Raw genomic sequence first — 24,064 nt, 5'->3', positions numbered from 1 at the left:
AAAATTAATTCATTGTTTTTTATAATTTTATTTTTGTAATTTTATTGATAATGCTAATAAATTTTTATCATGTTCAATAAATCAGCTGGGATAATTATAGTTTAAATAATAGGTTTAGTCGATCAATAAGATCGTAATGATCGTTAATTCCTTAGATTGACGCATTATTATTCAATAATGAGTTAAAAAATAGTTATATAATTAATAAGTTAGTGTAATTAAGAAAAAAGCCTCACAGTTAAAAATATGTTATTAAGAGGGGGGGATTGTTATAAAAAGTTATTTGTTTAGTGATAAAAAGGAAGGAAGTTATTTGATACCAGTATTAATTGGTATCACTTTCAGGAACAGCTGTACATACCCCAGCTTTTCTATCGGTTTCAGCGGAACAGTGATATATGGCATTGTAGGTATGTAAGTCACAATAAGCCTTTTTATTAGGGTCGTACAACCAAATTCTTTTGTATAACGTTGATTGCGTTGTAGCTGGAGCCCAAGAGTTAGGGTAAGCGGTTTGTGATGGATCGCCCCATTCACCAAGTAATGTCCCAATTTCTCGAGTGAACACCACTCTAGTACCAACTACTTTAGATGTGGCATTACTGACTTCATCAGGGTAGCTGATCCGATAATGTCCATCTAAAGTTTTACAACCTTTGGCTATATTTGGTGCGGTGTCAATGGTTGCTTTAGGCATACCAATATTGGTTTTATTATAACCTGAAAACCATTTAGTTAAAGTAAACACATAGTTAAGATTATAGTTTGTCGTTTTATTGTGACCTTGGACAATAACTTTATAACCCGTACCAGATCCGATAACGTACTGCCAAGCTTTACCTGTATCTTTAGCATTATCAGTATCAAATGCGACAGTAATTTTATTTAAACTTGGGTTTAATTTTAAGGTTGTCAGCTCACTGCCTTGTACAATTTTCCAATCATAATTACTGGCAAGTTCTTGTTGATTGAGTAACAAATCAAATTGTGCGCCATAAAAACCCGTTGTGGGAAAGTTTTTGTCAGATTCGCTAACGGACTGAGTCAAAAAGCCATTTTTTTTATCCCATTGATTGGCAGCACTAGCGGTTGCCGCTGTAGGTAATAATACGGGTTTAGCATAACACACGCCGGCTTCTTTCAATATTGAATAAGTTTTACCAGGATGAGCAGAAATAAGTTCGTTAGGATATTCGTTAGCATCGGGATCACCAAACTTTGAAAATAGAAGTAAATCAGCCGCTAATTTAACTTTATAGGGACCCACGATTTTACTTTGCGCTAATGAACAAAAAGTATCGGTCGTTTTTGGGGTGAATTGCACTAATTTATTTTGCGCATTGGTATAGTACCAACTCATTGCAATATCATTAGCCGTACTTAAAAAATCAAGCTGATCACCATCTAGATCAATATATTGGTTGCTATCAGGTTGTTTAATATTTGCAACTTTAAATTTATTGATAAATGGGTAACTTAGGACAAGGGGTATTTTATCGACTTCTTCATCGCCATAATAATCTAATCCCTCAAAATTTAATCCAAATAGTGGTAAATCATCGATATGTTTTTCGATGTCTGAGGATAAAGATGGATGGTTGCCATGAACGGTTTTAACTGTTTGTGCGATTAAAAATGCATACGATAGTGGAGAAAACGGTAATAAAAGAACTAAAAAGAAAATTACGTTGAACTGGTGTTTATTCATTAAACTGATCACTGCTATATTCCTTATATTACTTTTATTATATCTATTGTTGTAAAAATATATTGGTAAATCGAAAATAACGAGCGGCGCGGATTATATCTAACGCAATAAAAGTTGTCTATTAATAAATTGTAATTAATAAATAATACCTTTTTTATCGGACCAATTTTAGGATGCAAGGTAAGAATAGCTTGACTAAAAAAGCGAAACTCGATTAAGAAGATTAATTTTTTGGCGTCTTATAACGTTGATTTGGACTAGCTTGATTTTGTGCTTCTAACCAGGCAAGTTTCTCAGCATAATTTTTTTCAGCACCACGTTGTGTTGGATGGTAATATTTGTTGTCGGCCATTTCTGGTGGAAAGTAATTTTCACCAGCAGCATAGGCATTTGGTTCATCATGTGCATAACGATATTGTGCACCATAACCTAAATTTTTCATTAAACTGGTTGGCGCATTGCGTAGATGTTCAGGGACGTCATAATCGGGTTTTGATGTTGCATCTTTCATGGCTTGGTTAAATGCAAGATAAACAGCATTACTTTTTGGCGCACAAGCAAGGTAAACAATAGCTTGTGCAATTGCGCGTTCTCCTTCTGCTGGGCCAACGCGTGTAAAACAATCCCAAGCGGCAAGTGCAACTTGCATGGCTCTCGGATCGGCATTACCGACATCTTCCGAGGCAATAGCTAATAATCGTCGAGCAACATAAAGTGGATCACCACCAGCGGTAATAATTCTTGCATACCAATAAAGTGCAGCATCGGGTGATGAGCCTCGAATCGATTTATGCACGGCCGAAATAAGATCATAATAACGATCACCTTGATTATCAAATCTGGCACTTCTTTCACCTATCACTTCTTTAAGTAATTCTGGTGTTAGTGCCTGGCCATCAGACATATCGACTAATAATTCAAGTGTATTAAGTGCACGCCTAGCATCGCCACCTACAAATTCGGCAATCTGTTTTTTCGTTTCATCCGGTAAAATAATATTTCGATTGCCATATCCGCGCTCCGGATCGTCCATGGCTTGTTGTAAAATCAGCTCTATATCATTATTGGTCAAGGATTTTAGCAAATAAACTCTTGCTCTTGATAGTAATGCAGAATTTAATTCAAATGAGGGATTTTCTGTGGTTGCACCAATAAAAGTTACGGTGCCATTTTCCACATAAGGTAAAAAAGCATCTTGCTGGCTTTTATTAAAACGATGTACTTCATCGACAAATAAAATTGTACGAATCCCAGCTTGCTGATTAATTTTGGCGCGCTCAATCGCTTCTCGGATATCTTTAATGCCTGACGTTACAGCGGATATTCTTTCAACTTTGGCATTGGCATGATGAGCGATAATTTCGGCTAACGTTGTTTTGCCTGTACCGGGTGGGCCCCACAAAATCATGGAGTGTAAATTACCTGCTTTGATAGCTTTAGGTAATGGTTTATCTTCGCCAAGTAACTGAGATTGCCCGATATACTCCGATAAATCCCTAGGACGCATCCTAGCCGCTAACGGTTTAAATTCATCAGTACTAAACTCAAAAGATAGGCTAGGCATAGTAAATATCTATCCAAATTTATAAAATTGGAGCTATTATATACTGCTTATTGGTTAAGTTAAAAATAAAAGAAAATATCTTTCTTAGCTAATTGAAAAACGTTAATATTTTAAAACAATTTTGGTCTCAAAATTAATTTAAATACTGCCAAATAAAAATAAAAGGATTAGGCATGAAAAAGATTTTAGTGTTAATAGGGCTATTGGTTAGTGTATCGGCATGGGCCGGCGATAAAGAAGTACTGCAACAACGTTTAGATAAAATAGATGGCTTTTATGCGCGGTTTTCTCAAGATGTGAAAACCGCTGATAATCAAGTAGTACAACAAGGTAAAGGTGATTTGTGGGTAACAAGACCTTATTACTTTAATTGGACAATGAATGAACCAGATGAAACATCTATTATTTCAGATGGAAAAAATATGTGGGTCTATACCCCAGCGGTTCAGCAAGTAAGTGTGATGGATTTAAAAAAGGCTGTTGATAACAGATTAATGTTACTTATTACAGATAGCCATAATCCTATTTGGAATGCGTATAATGTCACACGAAAGCAAGACTCATTTACATTAAAACCAACAGATGGGACAAATCAAGACTTTGTTATCTCAGTGTTACCAACAGGAATGATTTCTAGCTTTACGATTATTGAAGAAGATGGACAGCGCAGTTTTTATGACTTGTCGCGTCAAACACTTGGTAAAGTTTCATTAGAAAAGTTTCAGTTTACTCCACCTGCTGGTGTTACTATTGATGACCAACGATAATAATTTAAAGTAATAAAAAAATAATGACAGATAACAAGCTGGCGAAATGCGTCAGCTTGTTGCTATGTGTATTTTCATTTGATTGGTGTTAATAATTATTCTGAACGTTAATGAGGTAGCGGATTATTCATAATCTTCTTCATTAATACTCACAACAGGATTATCAGAAAAAAGATAGTGATCACGTTTAGTCTCAAAATCTTCACTTGCTGCGTCAAATAGCATTTTTTTGGTGTTTTCTAAATGTTGCCACATAGCTAATTTAGCCGCTTTAGGATCGCGATTGATCAACGCTTCTAAAATTTTATCGTGCTCTTCCCACCAGCTTTCAATGTCTTGCTGTTTAACATGTTCGTGAAGCTTTTTCCATAAAGGATTTAAGGTTCTTTGTTGCCATGCTTCTTGCACAATGGTTATCAGTGCCGTGTTACGCGTTATCATGGCAATTTGGGTATGGAATTTTAAATCCCAATTAGAATCACGATAATGGTCTTCTTTTTTGGCATTATGCTGAATTTCTAATAAATTGACGATATCATCTTTAGTGATTTGTGTGGCGGCAAATTCTGCGATATTGCTTTCTATTAGTTGACGCGCTTGCAGCAATTCAAAAGGTCCAGTTGTTGCAAAATTCAAACCCACAGGAGAATCAATAGGATTAGATTGCATACTGTTAGCTATAACATGAATACCTGACCCTTTTCGAGCATCAACAAACCCTTCAACTTCCAGCATTATAATGGCTTCTCTAACTACTGAACGGCTTACTTTTAGCTCTTCACAAATTAATCTTTCCGAAGGTAATTTGCTACCCACTGGGTAAATACCTTTAATTATGCGGTTTTTTAATTCAGTTGCGATAATTTGGTAAAGCCTTTGATATTCGTTTTGTTCTTGGGTCATGATGACTTTGATATAGCTCCTTAATTAATCATCATCTTAAAATAACATCTAATTGATTGGAGTTAAATAAGATTGTTTTATTTTTTTCACATAGAACACGAACCATTAAGGTTGGCAGACAGATAAAAATCCTATCAGATATTCTTATGTTTAAATTATGTGATGTATGTCAACTTTTTAAGTTATCAGACATGTTATTATGCGGCACATTATATTGGGCGTGGTGATATGGATAAAACAATAGCAATCTGCGTTGATATGTGATCGCTTTAATAACGATAAGAATGATACTTGGTCATCTAACACGTAATTTGATAGCTGTTGGCATACCAGTTTTAAAAGCCATGATGGATATGACAACGCAAAACTATTGTTATGTTGTTGCTGTGTATTTGGCTTGTTAAATCGTTATCTAACTGTAAACGGATTAACCGATAGAGTAGTTTGGCTTCATGCTAGTACTATCTTTACTTTAATTGTTGGTGCGCTAGCCAATAACATTGGTTTTATTAAGCCATTCGTTATTTTAAGTTAACTTCATTTTTTAGCCACTGTTGCAATTGAGTTAATTTTAAAGGCACCATCAATAAATATAACGAATAAATTGATCTGATTACACACGATTTTATGTCATCAGATAATTAATTATTATTGGGAGAATAAAATGCGTTTTTTAACTGAAAATTTTTTACTAGATACCGAGTTTTCTCGTCAGCTTTATCATGATTATGCGGCTGATCAACCCATTTTTGACTATCATTGCCATTTACCACCGGAACAAATTGCAAAAGATTATCAGTTTAAAAACTTATATGACATCTGGCTTAAAGGTGATCATTACAAATGGCGCGCTATGCGTACTAATGGTGTTGCTGAAAAATTCTGTACAGGAACAGATGTCAGTGATTTCGAAAAATTCAAAGCCTGGGCTGAAACTGTGCCCCATACTATTGGTAATCCTTTATATCATTGGACTCACTTAGAATTACGTCGACCATTTGGTATTGATAACATTTTATTGTCCCCATCAACGGCTGAAACTATTTGGAACAAATGCAATGCAATGCTCGAAACTAAAGGGTTTTCTGCACGTAGCATTATGAAAAAAATGAATGTCAAAATGGTAGGGACAACCGATGATCCTATTGATGATTTAATCCACCATAAAACCATTGCCCAAGATAGTTCATTTGATATTAAAGTTCTACCAAGTTGGCGCCCAGATAAAGCATTTAATATTGATTCTGAGTTTTTTGTAGCTTATATCGAAAAATTATCTGCTGTCGCTGATGTGGCTATTACTAATTTCCAACAACTTTGCCAAGCATTATCAAAACGAATGGATCACTTTGCTGCACATGGTTGTAAATTTTCGGATCATGCATTAGATGTAGTTGTTTATGAAGAAGCAAGTGAGAAAGAGCTCGATGCTATCTTAGCCAAGCGGTTAGCAGGTGCAATGTTAAGTGCCAAAGAAACAGCACAATTCAAAACTGCAGTCATAATCTTTTTGGGTAGTGAATATAACAAACGTGAATGGGTACAACAGTACCACATTGGTGCGTTACGGAATAACAACTCAAAAATGTTTAAGTTAATGGGACCGGATGTTGGATTTGATTCAATTAACGATTCACCTATTGCGCAGCCGCTTTCTCGATTATTAGATGCGCAAGCTAAGCAAAATGCACTACCTAAAACAATACTTTATTGTTTAAACCCGTCTGATAACGAAATTTTAGGCACCATGATAGGTAATTTCCAAGGTGAAGGTGTCCGCGGCAAAATGCAATTTGGTTCTGGGTGGTGGTTTAATGATCAAAAAGACGGCATGATTCGCCAAATGACACAGCTTGCACAGCTCGGTTTATTAAGTCGTTTTGTGGGTATGTTAACCGATAGCCGTAGCTTCCTTTCGTATACTCGTCATGAATATTTTAGACGTATTTTATGTCGAATGATTGGTCGTTGGGTAGAAGATGGTGAAGCGCCACGTGATATCGAGCTATTAGGTCAAATGGTTAAAAATATTAGTTTTGATAATGCGAAAAACTATTTTGGCATTGAACTAAGCTAAGAAGTATTAAGTCGTTGTAATTAGATTAATTAAAGAAGAGTTAGAGTAATGAAAACACTAAACAGAAATGATTTTCCGGGTGCAAAATATACGACACGTGTTGTTCAATTTGGCGAAGGTAATTTTTTACGTGCTTTTTTAGATTGGCAATTAGATATCCTAAATGAAAAAACAGATCTTGATGCTGGCGTAGTCATTGTCCGTCCACTAAATACTGATTTTCCACCTGCATTAAGTATCCAAGATGGGCTATATACCACATTGATTCGTGGTTTAAACGAAAAAAACGAAGCAGTAAAAGAGTTTAGAATGATTCGCTCAGTGAATAATGAGATAAATGTCTATACTCAATACGATGAATATCTTGAATTAGCAAAAGATCCGAATATCCAATTTATTTTTTCGAATACAACAGAAGCCGGCATTAGTTATGTTGAGGGGGATAAATTAACCGATCGCCCTGCGGCTAGCTATCCAGCTAAATTAACCGCTTTTTTATATGAAAGATTTACTCACTTTGCGGGCAGTAAAGCGAGTGGTTTAATTATTATTCCGTGTGAACTGATTGATTACAATGGTGATGCACTTAAAAAACTTGTATTAAAGTATGCTAAACAATGGAACTTGTCTGACAAATTTATTGCATGGATCGAAAATGACAATTTATTCTGTTCTACACTGGTCGATAGGATTGTACCGGGTTACCCAAAAGCACAAATTACTGAGCTTGAGGCACAATTAGGTTATAAAGATAACTTTATTGATTCTGCTGAATATTTCTATCTCTTTGTTATTCAAGGACCGCAATGGTTAGCTGAAAAATTATGCTTAGATAAATGCAATATGAATATCAAAATTGTTGATGATATCAAGCCGTATAAAGAGCGTAAAGTCGCTATTTTAAATGGTGCCCATACAGCTTTAGTGCCAGTTGCTTATCTATCAGGGATTGATACGGTAGGTGAATCAATGAATGATCCACAAATCTTATCATATATTAAAGAGACTATTTTTGATGAAATTATCCCTGTTTTAGATTTACCACATCAAGAGTTAGTGGATTTTGCCCAGTCTGTGATCAGCCGTTTTAAAAACCCATTTATTGAACATCAATTAATGTCGATAGCTTTAAACAGCATGACTAAATTTAAAACTCGTATTCTTCCACAATTAATCGCTTATCAAAAAGAAAAAGGTGTTTTACCAACACATTTAGTTTTCTCATTTGCCGCACTTATGGCTTTTTATCGTGGAGTGAGAAACAACCAAACCTATCCATTACAAGATGATGCTATTTGGTTGGAACGTTTTCATGCTGGTTGGACGAATATAGCCGAAGGTAAACAAACTATAGATCAACTTGTACACACGATATTAAGCGATAAAGCACATTGGGAACATGATTTATTAACTATTCCGCAATTAGCACAAACCATAACGCAATATTTAACGGTCATTACCAAGGATGGTATGCGTCAAGCAATTGAAAAATGCGTTGTGAGTAGCAAATAAAATGAGCGATGTAATGATTAAATTTATAAAAATAAATAATAAAGATAATGTTGCGGTGGCGTTATCTGATTTAGAAGCACATGAAGAAAATGTTATTGTTGATGGTCATACAATTGATTTAAAACAACCAGTCAAACAAGGGCATAAATTTGCCCTTCACGATATAGCGCAAGGTGAAAATATTATTAAGTATGGTTTGCCGATAGGCCATGCAACTTGTGCAATTAAAGCCGGTGAGCATATTCATTCACACAATTTAAAAACCAATTTAAGTGATATTGATGATTATAAATATCATCCTCAGTTAGCAACTAATGACTCTTTACATGCCATACCAGATAAAGAAATCAATATTTATCGTCGTAAAAATGGTGAGGTTGGTATTCGTAATGAGTTATGGATTATTCCAACTGTAACTTGTATTAATGGTATTGCTCAGCAAATTGTTAAACAATTTTGTGCAGAATTAAACAATCAATTAGAAATTGATGGGATTACCGTTCTTGAACATCCTTATGGGTGTTCGCAACTCGGGCAAGACCATAAAAATACTAAAATTATTTTACAAGATTTAGTCAAACATCCTAATGCAGGTGCTGTGCTGGTTATTGGATTAGGTTGTGAAAATAATCAAATTTCGGAATTTAAAGCCGATTTGGGTGACTATGATGCGTCACGAGTGCGATTTCTTGTTGCTCAGCAAGAAGAGGATGAAATTGAAGCCGCATTGGTTCTTTTAAGAGAACTTTACGCTGCCATGAAAAACGATAAACGTGAAGCCGGTCGTTTGAGTGAATTAAAATTTGGGTTAGAGTGCGGTGGATCGGATGGTTTTTCAGGTATTACCGCAAACCCAATGCTAGGTCTTTTTTCTGATTATGTGATTGAACATGGTGGCACTAGTGTGCTCACTGAGGTACCAGAAATGTTTGGCGCTGAAAATATCTTAATGTCGCATTGCATTGATGAATCGACTTTCGATAAAACAGTTCATATGATTAATGATTTTAAACAATATTTTATTTCGAATAATCAACCCATCTACGAAAACCCTTCCCCCGGGAATAAAGCTGGCGGCATTACCACATTAGAGGAAAAATCACTCGGTTGTACCCAAAAAGCAGGGGGCAGTAAAGTGATTGATGTACTTAAATATGGACAAATGTTAACCAAGCATGGTTTGAATTTACTTAGTGCTCCAGGGAATGATGCTGTTGCCACTGGCGCTTTATCAGCAGCTGGTTGTCACATGGTGTTATTTACCACTGGTCGAGGAACGCCTTATGGTGGCATTGTGCCAACCGTCAAAATTGCAACTAATACACAATTAGCAGAGAAAAAGGTGAATTGGATTGATTTCAATGCCGGAAAATTAATTCAAGGCATTTCAATGAAAACAGTATTAACAGAATTTATTGATTACATCGTACAGGTAGCTAATGGACAACAAACTTGTAATGAAAAAAATAATTTCAAAAATTTAGCCATCCTTAAAAGTGGCGTAACCCTCTAAGAATAAATTTTTATTCAATGATAAATCATGTCGTTAAGTCCTTGTGGACTTAATGCTAGGGGCCCGTTTTTTTTATAAATAATATAGGTATCATTCATGACGAATAAAAAAGAGAGAAAAATTACATGGTTAGTAAGATTCTCGTATGGAAGTGGTAATTTAATTGGCAGTGGCGCTTTAGCAATTAGTGGGGCTTGGCTGCTTTATTTTTATACAACTTTTTGTGGTTTAAGTGTCGTTCAAGCAGCATTAATTTTTTCTATTGCAACTTACTTGGATGTGATTCTTAATCCATTAATGGGATTTATTACTGACAACTTTTACCAAACAAAAATAGGACAACGTTTTGGGCGTCGCCGATTCTTTATTTTAATTGGCATACCTTTAATGCTCATCTATCCAATGTTATGGATTGATGGTATGGGGTTTTGGTATTACTTAATAACTTACATCTTATTTGAAATCATCTATACCAGTATTATGATCCCATTTAATACCTTACCAGTTGAAATGACATCTAACTTTTCACAGCGGACTTATTTGACTGGTTCAAAAGCAATGTTTGGTAAAGTGGCTAACTTTTTAGGTGCTGCTATACCGGGCATCTATTTTTACTATTATAGTAAAGATTCAGCAACGCCTTTCTTATTAACGGGGATCACTTACGCAGCGATTATGATCGTCGCGTTGATTTTACTGTATTGTAATAGTTGGGAAAAACCTAAAGAAGAAGTAAAAGATGAATCTGTACATAGCTTTTTTGAAGCTATTAAAAAGCTTATTATCGACATCTTATCAACATTTCGTATTAAAACTTTTAGAACGCATTTAGGCATGTATCTATTTGGATTTGGTGCTGAATGGTTATTTACCGCAGTATTTACCTATTTCATTGTGTTTAGTTTAGGTGAACCTCGCTCATTTGTCGCTTCAATGAACTCGTTAAGTAGTATTTGCCAGCTAGTTTCGACAGCCTTTTTTATGATGTATTGTGCAAAAAAAGGCTTTAAAAAACCGTTTATTATTGCATTACTCATCGTAATTTCATCGATGATTGGTTATGTCGGTATTTATTATCTTAACTTGCCAAATATCACTTGGATTGTTGTGGGTATTACCATCTGGTTTGGTCTAGGTACGGGAGGTGTATATTATATTCCATGGAGTGTATACGTATTTTTGGCTGATGTTGATGAAGTGGTAACTAATCGACGTCGTGAAGGGGTTTATGCTGGCGCAATGACTATGGCGGGTAAATTAGTTCGCGCTTCAATTGTATTTGTACTTGGTATTATTTTAAGCGCATATGGTTTTGAATCAAAATCTCATGTTCAGCCACAAAGTGCAATTGATGCCATTAATGGCATTATTTTGTATGGTGTTGTTGGAATGGCACTTATTGGTGCTTTCTTCGCTTGGAGAATGAAGCTTGATCATGCAACGCATTCAATCATCATTAATGAAGTCGCTCGTATTCGCGGTGGTGGAAAAATGGCTGATGTTACGCCAGAAACTAAAAAAGTGGTTGAAGAATTATCAGGGGTTGCTTATGAAAATTGCTTTGGCAATAACAACATTGGTTTTAAATCCAAAAAAGACCCAAGCAAAATAACAATCATTGAATAAATATCTAGGATTAGCCAGTAATGCTAGTCCTGATTTTAGCCATATATCGTGAACTATTCGCTATCAGATTAGTGGATAGTTCACAAAGTAACACGTAAAGGATAAAAAATGACGACTGTTTCAGTTAAAGATTTTGGTGCAATTGGTGATGGCACTACGATTAATACCTTAGCTTTTGCAAAAGCGATACAACATATTGAACAACAAGGTGGAGGAACCTTAATTGTTCCAGTTGGTACCTATTTTACCGGCGCTATTAAACTTTGTAGTAATCTGACATTAGTGATTGAACAAGGTGCAACTTTATTGTTTTCCGATGATGCTAAAGATTACCCCGTGGTCAATTCGCGTTGGGAAGGGGTAAAACAAGATGTGTATATGCCATGTATATATGGTCATAATATTGAGAACGTAATAATCACCGGCGGTGGAAAAATCGATGGTAATGGCCAAAAATGGTGGCACACTTTTCGCAATGATCGCACTAATTTGAAATACCCTAGACCTTATTTGATCGGATTTGATTTTTGTGAGCGTATCACGATTGAAAAACTATTTTTAACACAATCACCAAGTTGGACGGTGCATCCAATGGAATCAAACGATGTGGTGGTTGATAACATCTCGATTCTTAATCCCGCTGATTCACCAAATACGGATGGTATCAACCCAGAATCTTGCCGTAATGTGAGAATTTCTAATTGTTATATTGATGTTGGTGATGATTGTATTGCAATTAAAGCAGGTACAGAAGAGACTGTTGATAAAAGCCCTTGTGAAAACATTTTAATTACTAACTGTAATATGATTCATGGGCATGGTGCAGTGGTATTAGGGAGTGAAATGAGTGGGTGTATTCGTAATGTGACCATTACGAACTGCGTATTTCAAAAAACCGACCGCGGTGTAAGGTTTAAAACCCGTCGTGGTCGAGGCGGTGCAATTTCAGATATCACCTTTAGTAACATCGTTATGGATGAGGTGTTATCGGCATTTGTGATGAACTATTATTACTATTGTGGTCCTAAAGGTAATGATCCCATTGTCTGGAATAAAGCAGCATTACCAGTTAATGAACAAACACCCGCATGTCATAATATTAGTTTTTCCAACATTATTGCTAAAAATGTGCGTGCTTATGCTGGTTTTTTATATGGTATACCTGAATCGCCAATTGCCAATATTTCATTTGATAATATTCGCGTATCGATGCAAATTGATGCGCAAGCAGGCGAAGTTGACATGTTTAAAGATGTCAAACCAGAGGCAGGTAAGGGCTTTTTTATTGAAAATGTCGACACCATTTTATTTAACAATGTTATTGTTGATAATGTTATTAGCGATCCACTTAGTATCAAAAACAGTACAGGTGTGCATGTTAATCAATCATTTGTTAAACAAGACGGTAAATTATTGCCGCTTCAAGCTTAACGGGTTTTATCAAAATAACCGCGAGAATGCGGTTATTTTTAATTAATTTTTATTTCGTTACTGGTTTGAATCTGTCGATTTTATCAAAAGTTTTATCACTATTTAGAGATATTATTGCTAATAATAGAACAAAAAAATCTGGATAATTTTCTTACAAGGCTGTTGTTTATTATCAATCTTGAATAAAAACAACATATAATGTTGATAAATATTGCATAATGATGCAGTTAATTGGCTAATCAGTGTTACCTTCAAACTAATCTTTTTTGTGTAAACAATCAATGGCTAGGTTTAGGTTAAATATTGTACTTTTAAGGCTACTTCACTTGTCACTTGGTAGTGTTACCATTAAATGGAGCTAGTCACTATTATTATATCCATCAAAGCGAACTTTAAAGGCTGAGAATGCGTTATTTTCGTTTTAAATCCCTCTACAACTATCATATCCCGAAAAAGCATGCTTAATCCTATTTTGTAAAATAGTTTTAGGTTATTTAACAATCCGTTGCAAATGACGAACTTTCATCAAAATGCGCAACAAAATTCATATACTAAAAATATGTCACGTTACTGGTTATATCGTTAGATGATAGTTGGGGTAATTGTTCAGTTTTTTTTCATCCTTTTAATTTTTCACCTCTGATTTATTGCATTTTGTTTGTGGCAACAAAATAACTTTGATGTTGATCACATTTATCTAATAAACCTTTTAAAGCTAAATTTTTAGCTATTCATACTCAATTTCAGTTGTTCACTTTTTAAAGGATAAATTATGACAAATGCCTTCTATCGAAAGCCAACTTATTGGTTCGCTTCATGTTATAGCTTTATGTACTATGCAGCAGGGAGTTTTGTTTTTTCTTTTTATGCAATATGGTTAAGCAAGGAGATTGGTTTAACGGCTAAACAAACCGGAATTATTTATTCGTTTAATTACTTTATCTCCTTGATCATTATGATTATCTATGGTGTTTATCAAGATAAATTAGTATTAAAAAAACATTTAATTTGGTTTCAAAGCATCATAATTACCTGCGCGGCGCCCGCTTTAATTTATGTCTATGAGCCGCTATTACGGCATAGTTTTTACTTTGGTGTTATTTTTGGTAGCTTCTTTTTAGGTTTTGGTTGGGTTGCTGGCATGGGACTGATTGACTCTTATTGCGAAAAGATCAGTCGAGCTTTTAATTTTGAATTTGGTCAATGTCGCACTTGGGGATGTATTGCTTATGCTGTAGGTACTTTTATTGCTGGCATCTTAATTAGTATTAACCCGCATCTTAATTTTTGGGCGGCATCAGTAGTGGGCATTTGCTTTATGATACTCAACCTTAATTTCAAACCGGATTTAAGCAAATCATCGGCAGCAGTCTTTCAAAAGAAAGATAAGTTAAGTTTTAATGAGATTGTTTCAGTGTTTGCGCTTAAGAAGTTTTGGATATTTGTGATTTATGTGCTTGGCACTTATAGCCTTTATAATATTTACGATCAACAGTTATTTCCGGTTTACTTTACCCAGCAATTTAATGATGTAAATGATGGCTATCGTTTATACGGCATATTAAATTCATTCCAAGTATTTTTAGAAGCAGCCGTGATGTTTTGTGTACCATTTGTGGTTAATCGTGTTGGTGCGAAAAATGCCCTTATTTTTGCCGCTTTTATTTCAGCATCTCGAATCTTTTTAACCGGTCATGTCGAGAGTATTGCCATTATTTCAGTAATTAAACTGATGCACTGTTTAGAAATTTCAACCATTTTAGTATCAGTATTTAAATATATTGATAACAACTTTAACGCGCGTTTGTCGGCAACGGTATTTTTAATTGGTTACCAGGTCGCAGGTTCGGTTGGGGTGATATTGTTTTCTACCTATGTTGGGCAAGTTTATGATACTGCTGGTGCAGCAACCACCTTTAATAATTTAGGGCTAGTCGTGTTAGGTTTCATGATTTTTGCCATGCTGTTCTTAAGCCGTGACAAAAAGGTCAAATCATCAGAGAAGTAAGCTAGTTAAGATTCATAACACGTTTTTAATTTGGCTAAACAAATTACATTTAATAAAACATATTAAGGATTCAAAATGAATATATTCAATTCAGTTACGCAGTTTCACTTTGAACAAACCAGAACTATTTCGCCCGAAAATATGACTGGCGAAAAAGGCAAATCATGTATGAAGGCCAGCGCTTTAGGGCCGAGTCGAAAAGGGCAAGGCTGTATCTCAATCCCTGCCGGTAAAAAGATGACCATAGCCGAAATAACGGGTCCTGCCGAAATTCGCCATATGTGGTTTACTTTAACTGATAGAACACATCGCGGAAGCTTTGTACTTCGTGATGTGGTTATACGCATTTATTGGGATGATGAAACCGTACCATCAGTTGAAAGTCCAATTGGTGACTTTTTCTGTAATGGTTTTGGTGCAAGATGTGACATCAACTCAATGCCAATTGTTGTTAATCCAACAGGTGGCTTTAATTGTTATTTTAGAATGCCTTTTAATAAAAAAGCACGCATTGAAATTGAAAATGAGCATGAGGCTGATTTGCAACATTTCTTTTTTACAGTGAACTATGCGTTAATGCCAAAACCATTTGAAGCGCCGCTTTATTTTCATGCGCAATGGCGCCGACAACGCATTACTCAATATGCCCAAGATTATGTCATTTTAGATAATGTTCAAGGACAGGGTTATTATGTAGGTACCTACTTAGCCTTAACAGCGTTAGAGCGTTATTGGTGGGGAGAAGGGGAGTTTAAATTCTATCTTGATGATGATAGCGATTATCCAACACAACATTCAACCGGTTCTGAAGACTATTTTGGTGGCGCTTGGGCATTTCATAATCGTGATAGCCAAGGACGCCCAAAAGCGAAGTGTTTTCAAACACTGTTTATGGGTTACCCTTATCAAACCAATCGTGATGCAACACGTGATTTTTTCCAGACAGGTGATGCAAATCCTGTACATGGCTTTGGCGATGATGGTTTGCCGATGCATGGTTTATATCGTTGGCATTTACCTGATCCGGTGGCATTTCACAAAAATATCAAGTTAGCCTTTCAACAAATTGGTAACGATGATATAAGATTGTATGAACGTTGTGATGATATCGCAAGTGTAGCTTATTGGTATCAAAATCCATCGGCAAATCACAATCCTGCGTTCCCTAATAAACAGCAGCGTACTCCACGTTAAAAATAAGGTAATGTGTATGGCGAGTAATAAATTAAAGCTCAATGATATTGCTCGTTTGGCTGGTGTGTCGGCAACGACCGTCAGCCATATTTTTAATAAACGAGATAAAAAATATCGAATTTCCCCGCAAACTCGGCAGCGGGTATTAGCGATTGCTCAGCAATACAGTGATCAATCTCATATTCGTCAATATTTAATTAAAGCGAATAGCACAAATACCATTGGCGTTGTTGTGCCGGATATGTCTAATTCATTTTTTTCGATGTTTTTACACCATTTAGAAGCCTCGTTTAGACAAAAAAATATCCAACTCTTAATCACTTGTAGTCATTATAATCCCGAGGTCGAAATTAAAGTGGCGCAAAATTTGGTCGAACGTTGCGTTGATGCGATGATTGTTGTGACATCTTTAGATAGTGATGATTTTTATGTAAACATTAACCAACAGACTCCCGTTCTGTTTTTTGATCGTTATTTAAAGGATACCAAACTTCCTTTTATCACCAGTGAATCTGTAAAGTCAGTTGCTGATTTGATAATTCCTTATGCTAAACAACTAGAAGAGTTTTATTTTATTGGATGTGATATACAACTAACCTCGATTCATGCAAGACTTGAAGGATTTAAGCAAGGGCTGAAAACTGCGGGATTAAAGTTCAAACACGATTGGTTAGTCTGTGATGACTATTGTCAAAATAAAGGGTATCAGTTAATCAAAGGTGTTCATGAAAAATTAGGACGGTTACCTAAAGCTATTTTTACGCCTTCATGCAATTTATTGCAAGAGGTACTGAGTTATTTGGTCGAGATCAAAATAGATCCTAATCAAATTTGTTTATGCTCTTATGATTATAATATCTATCTTGACTACTGTTATTACCCAACAGATGCGATTGCTCAAGACTTTCAAACCATGGCACATACTTGTGTTGAGGTCATCGATCGGCTGATTAACTTTAAAGAACTAAAACATCATGCCTTTTTTATTGAGCCAAAAATTATTCGCCACCGTTAGCCTAGCCATTTTTTTATGAGCTAGACTATTAACGATTGGCGTTTTTCATAATTCGCGCTTTATCAACCTGCCATTGGCGTTCTTTAATGTCGGTACGTTTATCGTATTCTTTTTTACCTTTGGCTAAACCAATTTTTACTTTAGCCCAGGCATTTTTCCAATATAAAGAGAGGGCCACAACGGTATAACCTTGACGGTTTATTTGACCAAACAGAGAGTTCAACTCACGCTGATTAAGCAGCAATTTACGTGTACGCATCGGATCGCATACTACATGCGATGATGCAACTGATAATGGCGTAATTGTTGCACCAAATAACCATGCTTCACCATCTTTGAGTAAAACGTAACTATCACTAATGTTAGCTTTACCTGCGCGCAGGGATTTTACTTCCCAACCTTGTAGGGATAATCCCGCCTCAATTTCCTCTTCAATAAAGTACTCATGGCGTGCGCGTTTATTTAATGCAATTGTTGCCGAACCCGGCTTGTGTGATTTTTTCTTAGTCATAATGTGCGATATTATAGAGTTACGTGATACTATATGCCAATAATTTTATTTTTTTATTTTATTCTTATGGCACACGTTTTTCACGAAGTTATCGAGCCTTATTCAATTGAGCAAATGTTTGCATTGGTTAATGATATTGCTCGTTACCCAGAATTTGTTCCTGATTGTATCGCAACTGGCATTATTAGCAAACAAGATAATAAGTTAACGGCATTTATTGAAGTTGAAAAGTTAGGCTTTAAAAAATCTTTTACTACTGTAAATCAGATTAATGAGCCGCATTTAATTGAGATGAAATTACTGCAAGGCCCTTTTAAACACCTGTCTGGCAGATGGCAATTTACTCCAGTGAGTGATACTCACAGTAAAATCAGTTTTAGTTTAGATTTTGAGTTTAAAAATAAGCTACTTGATATTGCTTTTACCCCGGTGTTTAAAGAAGTTATGACTAACATGGTCAATGCATTTTCAACACGAGCAAGGCAGATTTATTAGTATGATAAATATTCAAGTTGTTTATGCTTTACCTAATAATGCAACCGTCATTAATTTAGAAGTTAGTGCACAAACGAATGTATTGCAAGCAATAACAAAATCCAATATCTTATCGTTATGTCAAATTACTTTAGATGAGCATCTAGTTGGTATTTACGGTAAGCGCTGTGATTTTAATACGTTAGTTAATGATGGTGATCGCATCGAAATTTATCGTCCATTAATTAATGATCCTAAAGAGATAAGACGAAAAAAAGCAGCACGTAATAAATAATAATCAAAAGTGAAGGGAAACCGAATGCACAATCTGCTAATTGAAAAGATTGAAATGTTATGCAAAAAACGCGGTATAAAACTGACAACACAGCGGCGTACTGTTTTACATATCATGTTAAAAGCAAATAAAGCGATGAGTGCATATGATTTGTTAGATCTATTGAAAGTTAGTGAACCACAAGCAAAACCACCGACAATTTATCGTGCACTTGAGTTTTTACTCGAACAAGGTTTTATTCACAAAGTTGAATCATCTAACAGTTATATTGTATGCCCGCATTTTCATGATCCAGAGCATATTTCAATTTTATTTATTTGTGATAAATGTAAACAAATTATAGAAAAGCATTCAGAAGATATTGAAACACAGCTCAAGCTACTAGCACTGCAAAGTCAGTTTTTAATAAAACATAGTGTGCTTGAAATACATGGAATTTGTCAGCCATGTCAGCCTTAATTATTACGCTTTGGTTAGTTAATCTAGTTTGTGATACTGTCGGACAAATTGCCTTTAAATATGCTGCCATAACGTCAAAACATCAACAAGGTTTACACTATTGGCAAAAATTGTTTGGTAATTTTTGGCTTTGGTTAGGTTTTGCTACCTATTTTGTTGGCTTTATTTTTTGGTTAGCTTTTTTAAGTGAAGTCCCCTTGTCGCAAGGTATTTTATTAGGATCGTTTAACATCATTACGGTTATGATTGCTGGGCGAGTTTTATTTAAAGAGCATCTAACCGCCTTTCGTCTTATTGGTATATTCTTTATTACTTTCGGCGTGATATTAGTGGGGATAACCTAATGAAAAAATTTTATATCATTGGTTTTATTTTGTTACTATTTTTTGATACTTTTGGGCAAACCAGCTTTAAATTAACGGCATTAGCTGCACTCCCCTTTGAGGCTAATTTTAATTGGTTGATTCGTATTTTTAGTCATGGTTGGGCTTATTTAGTTATTTTAGGCTATACAGGTGCTTTTATGACATGGATGATATTATTAAAAAAAGCACCGGTTGGTCCTGCATTTGCGGCTTCTCATTTACAAGTTGTAACGGTAATGCTTGTTTCGATCGTGGCTTTTAATGAGCAAATTACAACCACTCGCTTACTTGGCGCGTTATGTATCATTATAGGTATTGTTTTTTTGGCATTAGCCGAACAACGATTACAGTGTAAATAATCGATTTTGATGTTTGATTTTCAAAGTCGAATCTAAATTATAAATAGTGAGTGATATTTTGTCTTTAAATTGACGTTTAGTTTTGGATATAAACTGCCTTGGATCAAATAAAAAACTTAAATAACCAGTTTTAACCCTAAGTTCAATTCTATATTGCTCATACAGTTTTTTTAAACTGTATGAATATTGGTTATTTATATGCGATCTTTTTCCATCACAATTAGATAGGCTTCACGTTTCCAAAGTAAAAATAGGCGTCTCATATCTTTTTCCATTGTCACCACACGCCAACCTTGTCTTGCATTTTGATTTAAAAAATCAGAGAATTTTTCAGCATTAGAATTTGCTGCACCAAAAAGTAAAGATGATAAAGCACCTTCTTGATAAATAACAACTTTATATTCTTTCATTGTATTCATTTCCTTTTCATATTTTAGAAATAGTGTTCTTATTGATAAGTAATATCAATAAGGAAAGCAGTATATTATAAGTTAAGTTTTAAAACAAAGTTAAAACAGCAATATTTGAGTTAATATTATGTTTCTTATTAAAAAATGGGAAGATATACGTTTGAAAATCAAACGTATAAAAGGATATTCTTAAAAAATATGCTAAATTTGTTTATCTAAATTTTTTAGCATTTCGATAATCGGTCGATTAGCATCGGGAAATTCATCCGCATTGAGATCTTCTTGATCAATCCAACGGCTCGGTTGCCCTTCTTTGGCAAAAGGTACGCCATCCCACTCTTCAACTAAATAAGCATGGATAGTAATATCGCGATCATCGTAACTATGCTGAACTGTTTTTAAGAATTGCGCATGATGAATATGAATGTCGACTTCTTCAGCGATCTCGCGTTGCAAGGTTTGAAAAGGTGTTTCAGCAACTTCGACTTTTCCACCCGGAAACTCCCAAAAACCAGCAAGATGCGAGTCTTCACCTCGTTGAGTGATAAAGATTTGACAATCTTGTGAACGTATAATACCTACAGCAATTTCAGTATGTTTTTTCATAATCCTGTCTGTCTATCTATGAGTCAACTTGGGGAAAGAGATCCTTTCCCACCTGTTAAATGCCGAGTGTTATCGGCAATTTATTTGATAATGTTTTGATGATACTAAATTTTTATCTTAGTGAACAGCACCATGACAGTGTTTATATTTTTTTCCTGAGCCACATGGACAAGGATCATTACGCCCAACTTTCGCTTGCGCTCGGACTACTGGTTGCGTCGATGAGGTTTCAGGTTGATCTCCATCAATACTAGTAACAGATTCATGGCTCGTTTTCTGTTTTTCCATGAGCTTTTCCATTTCAGCTAAGCGTTGTCGTTCAGCTTCATCAACTTCCTCTTGTGATCGGATTTGAACACGACTCAGTACACCAATAACATCATATTTTAACGATTCTAACATGCTTGCAAACATATTAAATGATTCACGTTTATACTCTTGTTTAGGATCTTTTTGCGCATAACCACGTAAATGTATACCTTGGCGTAAATAATCCATTGCGGCTAAATGTTCTTTCCATAAAGTGTCAAGTGTTTGTAACATTACACTTTTTTCAAAGTGTCTAAATGCTTCAGAGCCAGCACTGTTTTCTTTTTCAAGATAGGTCTCTTTTGCGATTTGTAAAATGCGTTCACGTAATGTTTCTTCATGCAGATTTGCTTCTTCATCTAACCATTTAGCAATCGGTAAATCTAAAGCAAAATCGGTTTTTAATGCTGATTCTAGTCCAGGTACATCCCACATCTCTTCAATTGATTGAGGTGGAATATATTGATCAATTAGCGCATTAAATACATCATCACGAATAGAATCAATGGTATCTTTAATATCGCTATTATCGAGTAGTTCATTTCGTTGGCGATAAATTGCTTTACGTTGATCGTTGGCAACATCATCAAATTCAAGTAGTTGTTTACGTATATCAAAGTTACGGCTTTCAACTTTCTTTTGCGCATTTGCAATAGCTTTAGTAACCCAAGGATGTTCAATGGCTTCGCCTTCTTTCATACCCAGTTTACGCATCATGTTACCAACACGCTCTGAGGCGAAAATTCGCATTAATGGGTCTTCAAGTGATAGATAAAAGCGTGAAGCACCAGGGTCACCTTGACGACCAGCACGACCACGTAATTGGTTATCAATACGACGAGATTCGTGACGCTCTGTCCCTAAAATGTAAAGGCCACCAAGTGCTATTACCTCTTCGTGCTTGGTTTGCCATGCTTGTTTGGCTTTTTCGATATCTTCAGGGGTTGGATTTTCAAGTTTAGCGACTTCATTTTGCCAGTTACCGCCAAGCATAATATCGGTACCGCGCCCCGCCATATTGGTGGCAATTGTCACGGCACCTTTACTACCTGCTTCAGCGATAATTTCGGCTTCTTGTGCATGGAATTTAGCATTTAATACATTATGTTTGATACCCGCTTTTTTAAATGCTTGAGAGACAAGTTCTGATTTCTCGATAGAAGCCGTACCAACTAACACAGGCTGACCACGTTTTACACACTCTTGTACATCAGCCACGATCGCGTCGATTTTTTCTTTTTCGGTCATATAGACTAAATCAGATTGGTCTTTACGGACCATTGGGCGATTTGTTGGAATAACAATGGTATCAAGACCATAGATTTGATTAAATTCGAATGCTTCGGTATCCGCTGTCCCTGTCATCCCTGCTAATTTTTCATATAGTCGGAAATAGTTTTGGAAAGTGATAGATGCCAAAGTTTGGTTTTCATTTTGAATTTTAACATGTTCTTTGGCTTCTACTGCTTGGTGTAACCCATCAGACCAGCGGCGTCCATCCATAGTACGACCAGTATGTTCATCGACAATAATGATTTCGTTATCGCGAACAATATAATCCACATCTTTATGGAATAGGTGATGGGCTCGAAGAGCTGCGTTGACATGATGCATTAACACAATATTGCTTGGGGCATATAGTGACTCGTCACTTTTCATAATACCTTGTTTAATTAGTAACTCTTCAACTTTAATTAAACCGCGTTCAGTGAGGTTGACTTGACGTGTTTTTTCGTCAATAGAAAAGTCACCATCACCTTGAAATTGATCAGAATCTTCTTTTTCTTGGCGAACCAAGTATGGAATAATTTTATCGATACTGACATATCTATCAGAGCTGTCTTCGGCTTGTCCAGATATGATTAATGGTGTTCTTGCTTCATCAATTAAAATCGAGTCTACTTCGTCGACTAAGGCATAATGTAGTGGGCGTTGTACTCGCGATTCTTTCGTAAACACCATATTATCGCGCAGGTAATCAAAGCCATATTCGTTATTAGTACCATAAGTGATATCGGCATTATAAGCATCGCGTTTCATTTGCGGTGGCATGTTAGGTAGATTAATACCGACAGTTAAACCTAGAAATTCAAATAGTGGGCGATTGTTTTCAGCATCACGTTGGGCTAAGTAATCATTAACCGTGACGACATGAACCCCTTTGCCTGTTAACGCATTTAAATAGGCAGGTAAGGTTGCGGTTAAGGTTTTACCTTCACCTGTACGCATTTCAGCAATACAGCGTTCATTTAATACCATACCCCCAATTAGCTGCACATCAAAATGACGCATTCCAAAAACGCGTTTACTCGCTTCACGAACGACCGCAAAAGCTTCTTCTAAAATATCATCTAATTTGGTGCCATCAGCAATTTTTTGTTTAAATTCTGCTGTTTTTGCTTTTAGCTCATCATCCGTTAATGCTTCCATTTGTGGTTCTAAAGCATTGATTCTTTCTACGCGTTTACGCATTGTTTTTAGTACACGTTCATTACGGCTACCGAATACTTTGGTTAATAATTTTAATAGCATGATCTTCTCTTATTTTTTTAATAGGATTAATAAGGTTTTATATCTAAATAAGGCAACTTAATTTCAGTAAGTTATCGATTTTTAAACAGTAGCTTCAGGACCAGCTCTAATGCCGTTGTAGGGGGTTAATCGGATGACAATATTGGGACTGACATCATAATTATTTAATGAAATGGTTTGTTTATCATCATGTTGTTTTTGCACCAACAACAGTGATTGTATATGCGTTTTTATTGGCGTTTGATGATCTTGCACTATTGCGGTAATAGCTATAATACCGACTTGAGACACCGATAGCTGAGCAGGTAATGCATTTTCTTGATATAGACCAAACCCAGCAGCAATCACACCTAATAATAAGTGCGATAAGGCAGTTTTGATAATAAAGCGTTTGTGGAGTTGTTTACAATAGCTAATCACAGTCAT

General features: G+C 35.6%; 22 protein-coding genes. 14 read left to right on the top strand and 8 right to left on the bottom strand.

Features of this window, described 5'->3' with window-relative positions:
* Positions 1–325 precede the first annotated feature (325 nt).
* Both A9G03_RS08260 and A9G03_RS08255 read right to left on the bottom strand, forming a co-directional pair.
* A complete protein-coding gene (locus A9G03_RS08260) occupies positions 326–1,720 on the bottom strand; it encodes a hypothetical protein (protein ID WP_143425836.1) in 1,395 nt (464 codons plus the stop codon).
* Between the two features lie 211 nt (positions 1,721–1,931).
* Positions 1,932–3,272, bottom strand: a complete 1,341-nt coding sequence (locus A9G03_RS08255; RefSeq protein WP_065798912.1) for a replication-associated recombination protein A — start codon at positions 3,270–3,272, stop codon at positions 1,932–1,934.
* 173 nt (positions 3,273–3,445) lie between these two features.
* Here A9G03_RS08255 and lolA point away from each other — a divergent pair, with 173 nt between their 5' ends.
* Positions 3,446–4,039: an outer membrane lipoprotein chaperone LolA gene (lolA, locus tag A9G03_RS08250; protein WP_065633124.1), complete on the top strand. Its 594-nt coding sequence runs from the start codon at positions 3,446–3,448 to the stop codon at positions 4,037–4,039.
* 123 nt (positions 4,040–4,162) lie between these two features.
* On the opposite strand, the gene exuR is transcribed toward lolA, so the two are convergent.
* A complete protein-coding gene (gene exuR, locus A9G03_RS08245) occupies positions 4,163–4,942 on the bottom strand; it encodes a transcriptional regulator ExuR (RefSeq protein ID WP_065633125.1) in 780 nt (259 codons plus the stop codon).
* A 664-nt stretch (positions 4,943–5,606) separates the two neighbouring features.
* Between exuR and uxaC the strand changes: the two genes are divergently transcribed.
* From uxaC to A9G03_RS08205, 8 genes are all read left to right on the top strand, one after another.
* Positions 5,607–7,019 carry a glucuronate isomerase gene (uxaC, locus tag A9G03_RS08240; protein WP_065798911.1) on the top strand — a complete coding sequence of 471 codons (1,413 nt, stop codon included), beginning with the start codon at positions 5,607–5,609 and terminating at the stop codon, positions 7,017–7,019.
* A gap of 48 nt (positions 7,020–7,067) precedes the next feature.
* On the top strand, positions 7,068–8,531 hold the full coding sequence (locus A9G03_RS08235) for a tagaturonate reductase (RefSeq protein WP_065798910.1): 1,464 nt from the start codon (positions 7,068–7,070) through the stop codon (positions 8,529–8,531).
* 13 nt (positions 8,532–8,544) lie between these two features.
* Positions 8,545–10,044, top strand: a complete 1,500-nt coding sequence (locus tag A9G03_RS08230; RefSeq protein WP_065798994.1) for a UxaA family hydrolase — start codon at positions 8,545–8,547, stop codon at positions 10,042–10,044.
* 96 nt (positions 10,045–10,140) lie between these two features.
* Positions 10,141–11,670, top strand: a complete 1,530-nt coding sequence (locus tag A9G03_RS08225) for an MFS transporter (RefSeq protein WP_065633128.1) — start codon at positions 10,141–10,143, stop codon at positions 11,668–11,670.
* Positions 11,671–11,778: 108 nt separating this feature from the next.
* Positions 11,779–13,101: a glycoside hydrolase family 28 protein gene (locus tag A9G03_RS08220; protein ID WP_065798909.1), complete on the top strand. Its 1,323-nt coding sequence runs from the start codon at positions 11,779–11,781 to the stop codon at positions 13,099–13,101.
* Positions 13,102–13,873: 772 nt separating this feature from the next.
* Entirely contained in the window at positions 13,874–15,109 is a 1,236-nt protein-coding gene (locus A9G03_RS08215; RefSeq protein WP_065798908.1) for an oligosaccharide MFS transporter, read from the top strand.
* Positions 15,110–15,184: 75 nt separating this feature from the next.
* Positions 15,185–16,303, top strand: coding sequence for a glycoside hydrolase family 172 protein (locus tag A9G03_RS08210; protein ID WP_065798907.1), 1,119 nt, complete (start codon positions 15,185–15,187; stop codon positions 16,301–16,303).
* A 16-nt stretch (positions 16,304–16,319) separates the two neighbouring features.
* Positions 16,320–17,318 carry a substrate-binding domain-containing protein gene (locus tag A9G03_RS08205; RefSeq protein ID WP_065798906.1) on the top strand — a complete coding sequence of 333 codons (999 nt, stop codon included), beginning with the start codon at positions 16,320–16,322 and terminating at the stop codon, positions 17,316–17,318.
* 28 nt (positions 17,319–17,346) lie between these two features.
* Here the strand turns inward: A9G03_RS08205 and smpB are convergent, their stop codons facing one another.
* Positions 17,347–17,829: an SsrA-binding protein SmpB gene (gene smpB, locus A9G03_RS08200; protein WP_065798905.1), complete on the bottom strand. Its 483-nt coding sequence runs from the start codon at positions 17,827–17,829 to the stop codon at positions 17,347–17,349.
* A 33-nt stretch (positions 17,830–17,862) separates the two neighbouring features.
* Here smpB and A9G03_RS08195 point away from each other — a divergent pair, with 33 nt between their 5' ends.
* The 5 genes from A9G03_RS08195 to A9G03_RS08175 are packed head-to-tail and all read left to right on the top strand — an operon-like array spanning position 17,863 to position 19,781.
* A complete protein-coding gene (locus tag A9G03_RS08195) occupies positions 17,863–18,324 on the top strand; it encodes a type II toxin-antitoxin system RatA family toxin (RefSeq protein WP_081297433.1) in 462 nt (153 codons plus the stop codon).
* A 1-nt stretch (position 18,325) separates the two neighbouring features.
* Positions 18,326–18,598, top strand: a complete 273-nt coding sequence (locus A9G03_RS08190; RefSeq protein ID WP_081297434.1) for an RnfH family protein — start codon at positions 18,326–18,328, stop codon at positions 18,596–18,598.
* Between the two features lie 24 nt (positions 18,599–18,622).
* Positions 18,623–19,057, top strand: coding sequence for a zinc uptake transcriptional repressor Zur (zur, locus tag A9G03_RS08185; RefSeq protein WP_065633135.1), 435 nt, complete (start codon positions 18,623–18,625; stop codon positions 19,055–19,057).
* Positions 19,045–19,401, top strand: a complete 357-nt coding sequence (locus tag A9G03_RS08180) for an EamA family transporter (protein WP_065798904.1) — start codon at positions 19,045–19,047, stop codon at positions 19,399–19,401. The genes zur and A9G03_RS08180 overlap by 13 nt, the downstream gene beginning before the upstream one ends.
* Entirely contained in the window at positions 19,401–19,781 is a 381-nt protein-coding gene (locus A9G03_RS08175; RefSeq protein WP_065633137.1) for a DMT family transporter, read from the top strand. Before A9G03_RS08180 ends, A9G03_RS08175 begins: the two co-directional genes overlap by 1 nt.
* A 194-nt stretch (positions 19,782–19,975) precedes the next feature.
* Here the strand turns inward: A9G03_RS08175 and A9G03_RS08170 are convergent, their stop codons facing one another.
* The 4 genes from A9G03_RS08170 to A9G03_RS08155 all read right to left on the bottom strand — a co-directional run bounded on the left by A9G03_RS08170 (position 19,976) and on the right by A9G03_RS08155 (position 24,064).
* Positions 19,976–20,191, bottom strand: coding sequence for a DUF4177 domain-containing protein (locus A9G03_RS08170; protein WP_065633138.1), 216 nt, complete (start codon positions 20,189–20,191; stop codon positions 19,976–19,978).
* A 201-nt stretch (positions 20,192–20,392) separates the two neighbouring features.
* On the bottom strand, positions 20,393–20,797 hold the full coding sequence (gene mutT / locus A9G03_RS08165; protein ID WP_065633139.1) for an 8-oxo-dGTP diphosphatase MutT: 405 nt from the start codon (positions 20,795–20,797) through the stop codon (positions 20,393–20,395).
* A gap of 117 nt (positions 20,798–20,914) precedes the next feature.
* On the bottom strand, positions 20,915–23,638 hold the full coding sequence (gene secA, locus A9G03_RS08160) for a preprotein translocase subunit SecA (RefSeq protein WP_065798903.1): 2,724 nt from the start codon (positions 23,636–23,638) through the stop codon (positions 20,915–20,917).
* 81 nt (positions 23,639–23,719) lie between these two features.
* On the bottom strand, positions 23,720–24,064 hold the full coding sequence (locus A9G03_RS08155; protein WP_065798902.1) for a hypothetical protein: 345 nt from the start codon (positions 24,062–24,064) through the stop codon (positions 23,720–23,722).

Origin of the sequence: Gilliamella sp. wkB171, from assembly GCF_001693755.1 — a bacterium.
Lineage (GTDB): Bacteria > Pseudomonadota > Gammaproteobacteria > Enterobacterales > Orbaceae > Gilliamella > Gilliamella apicola_F.
Note: the sequence above shows the minus strand (reverse complement) of the source record. Positions and strands in the feature narration are given on the sequence as shown.

Bases quoted from the DNA above. Each gene is read 5' to 3' on its own strand.
- A9G03_RS08255 (WP_065798912.1), bottom strand. From the start codon at position 3,272: ATGCCTAGCCTATCTTTTGAGTTTAGTACTGATGAATTTAAACCGTTA.
- lolA (WP_065633124.1), top strand. From the start codon at position 3,446: ATGAAAAAGATTTTAGTGTTAATAGGGCTATTGGTTAGTGTATCGGCA.
- exuR (WP_065633125.1), bottom strand. From the start codon at position 4,942: ATGACCCAAGAACAAAACGAATATCAAAGGCTTTACCAAATTATCGCA.
- uxaC (WP_065798911.1), top strand. From the start codon at position 5,607: ATGCGTTTTTTAACTGAAAATTTTTTACTAGATACCGAGTTTTCTCGT.
- A9G03_RS08235 (WP_065798910.1), top strand. From the start codon at position 7,068: ATGAAAACACTAAACAGAAATGATTTTCCGGGTGCAAAATATACGACA.
- A9G03_RS08230 (WP_065798994.1), top strand. From the start codon at position 8,545: ATGATTAAATTTATAAAAATAAATAATAAAGATAATGTTGCGGTGGCG.
- A9G03_RS08225 (WP_065633128.1), top strand. From the start codon at position 10,141: ATGACGAATAAAAAAGAGAGAAAAATTACATGGTTAGTAAGATTCTCG.
- A9G03_RS08220 (WP_065798909.1), top strand. From the start codon at position 11,779: ATGACGACTGTTTCAGTTAAAGATTTTGGTGCAATTGGTGATGGCACT.
- A9G03_RS08215 (WP_065798908.1), top strand. From the start codon at position 13,874: ATGACAAATGCCTTCTATCGAAAGCCAACTTATTGGTTCGCTTCATGT.
- A9G03_RS08210 (WP_065798907.1), top strand. From the start codon at position 15,185: ATGAATATATTCAATTCAGTTACGCAGTTTCACTTTGAACAAACCAGA.
- A9G03_RS08205 (WP_065798906.1), top strand. From the start codon at position 16,320: ATGGCGAGTAATAAATTAAAGCTCAATGATATTGCTCGTTTGGCTGGT.
- smpB (WP_065798905.1), bottom strand. From the start codon at position 17,829: ATGACTAAGAAAAAATCACACAAGCCGGGTTCGGCAACAATTGCATTA.
- A9G03_RS08195 (WP_081297433.1), top strand. From the start codon at position 17,863: ATGCCAATAATTTTATTTTTTTATTTTATTCTTATGGCACACGTTTTT.
- A9G03_RS08190 (WP_081297434.1), top strand. From the start codon at position 18,326: ATGATAAATATTCAAGTTGTTTATGCTTTACCTAATAATGCAACCGTC.
- zur (WP_065633135.1), top strand. From the start codon at position 18,623: ATGCACAATCTGCTAATTGAAAAGATTGAAATGTTATGCAAAAAACGC.
- A9G03_RS08180 (WP_065798904.1), top strand. From the start codon at position 19,045: ATGTCAGCCTTAATTATTACGCTTTGGTTAGTTAATCTAGTTTGTGAT.
- A9G03_RS08175 (WP_065633137.1), top strand. From the start codon at position 19,401: ATGAAAAAATTTTATATCATTGGTTTTATTTTGTTACTATTTTTTGAT.
- A9G03_RS08170 (WP_065633138.1), bottom strand. From the start codon at position 20,191: ATGAAAGAATATAAAGTTGTTATTTATCAAGAAGGTGCTTTATCATCT.
- mutT (WP_065633139.1), bottom strand. From the start codon at position 20,797: ATGAAAAAACATACTGAAATTGCTGTAGGTATTATACGTTCACAAGAT.
- secA (WP_065798903.1), bottom strand. From the start codon at position 23,638: ATGCTATTAAAATTATTAACCAAAGTATTCGGTAGCCGTAATGAACGT.
- A9G03_RS08155 (WP_065798902.1), bottom strand. From the start codon at position 24,064: ATGACTGTGATTAGCTATTGTAAACAACTCCACAAACGCTTTATTATC.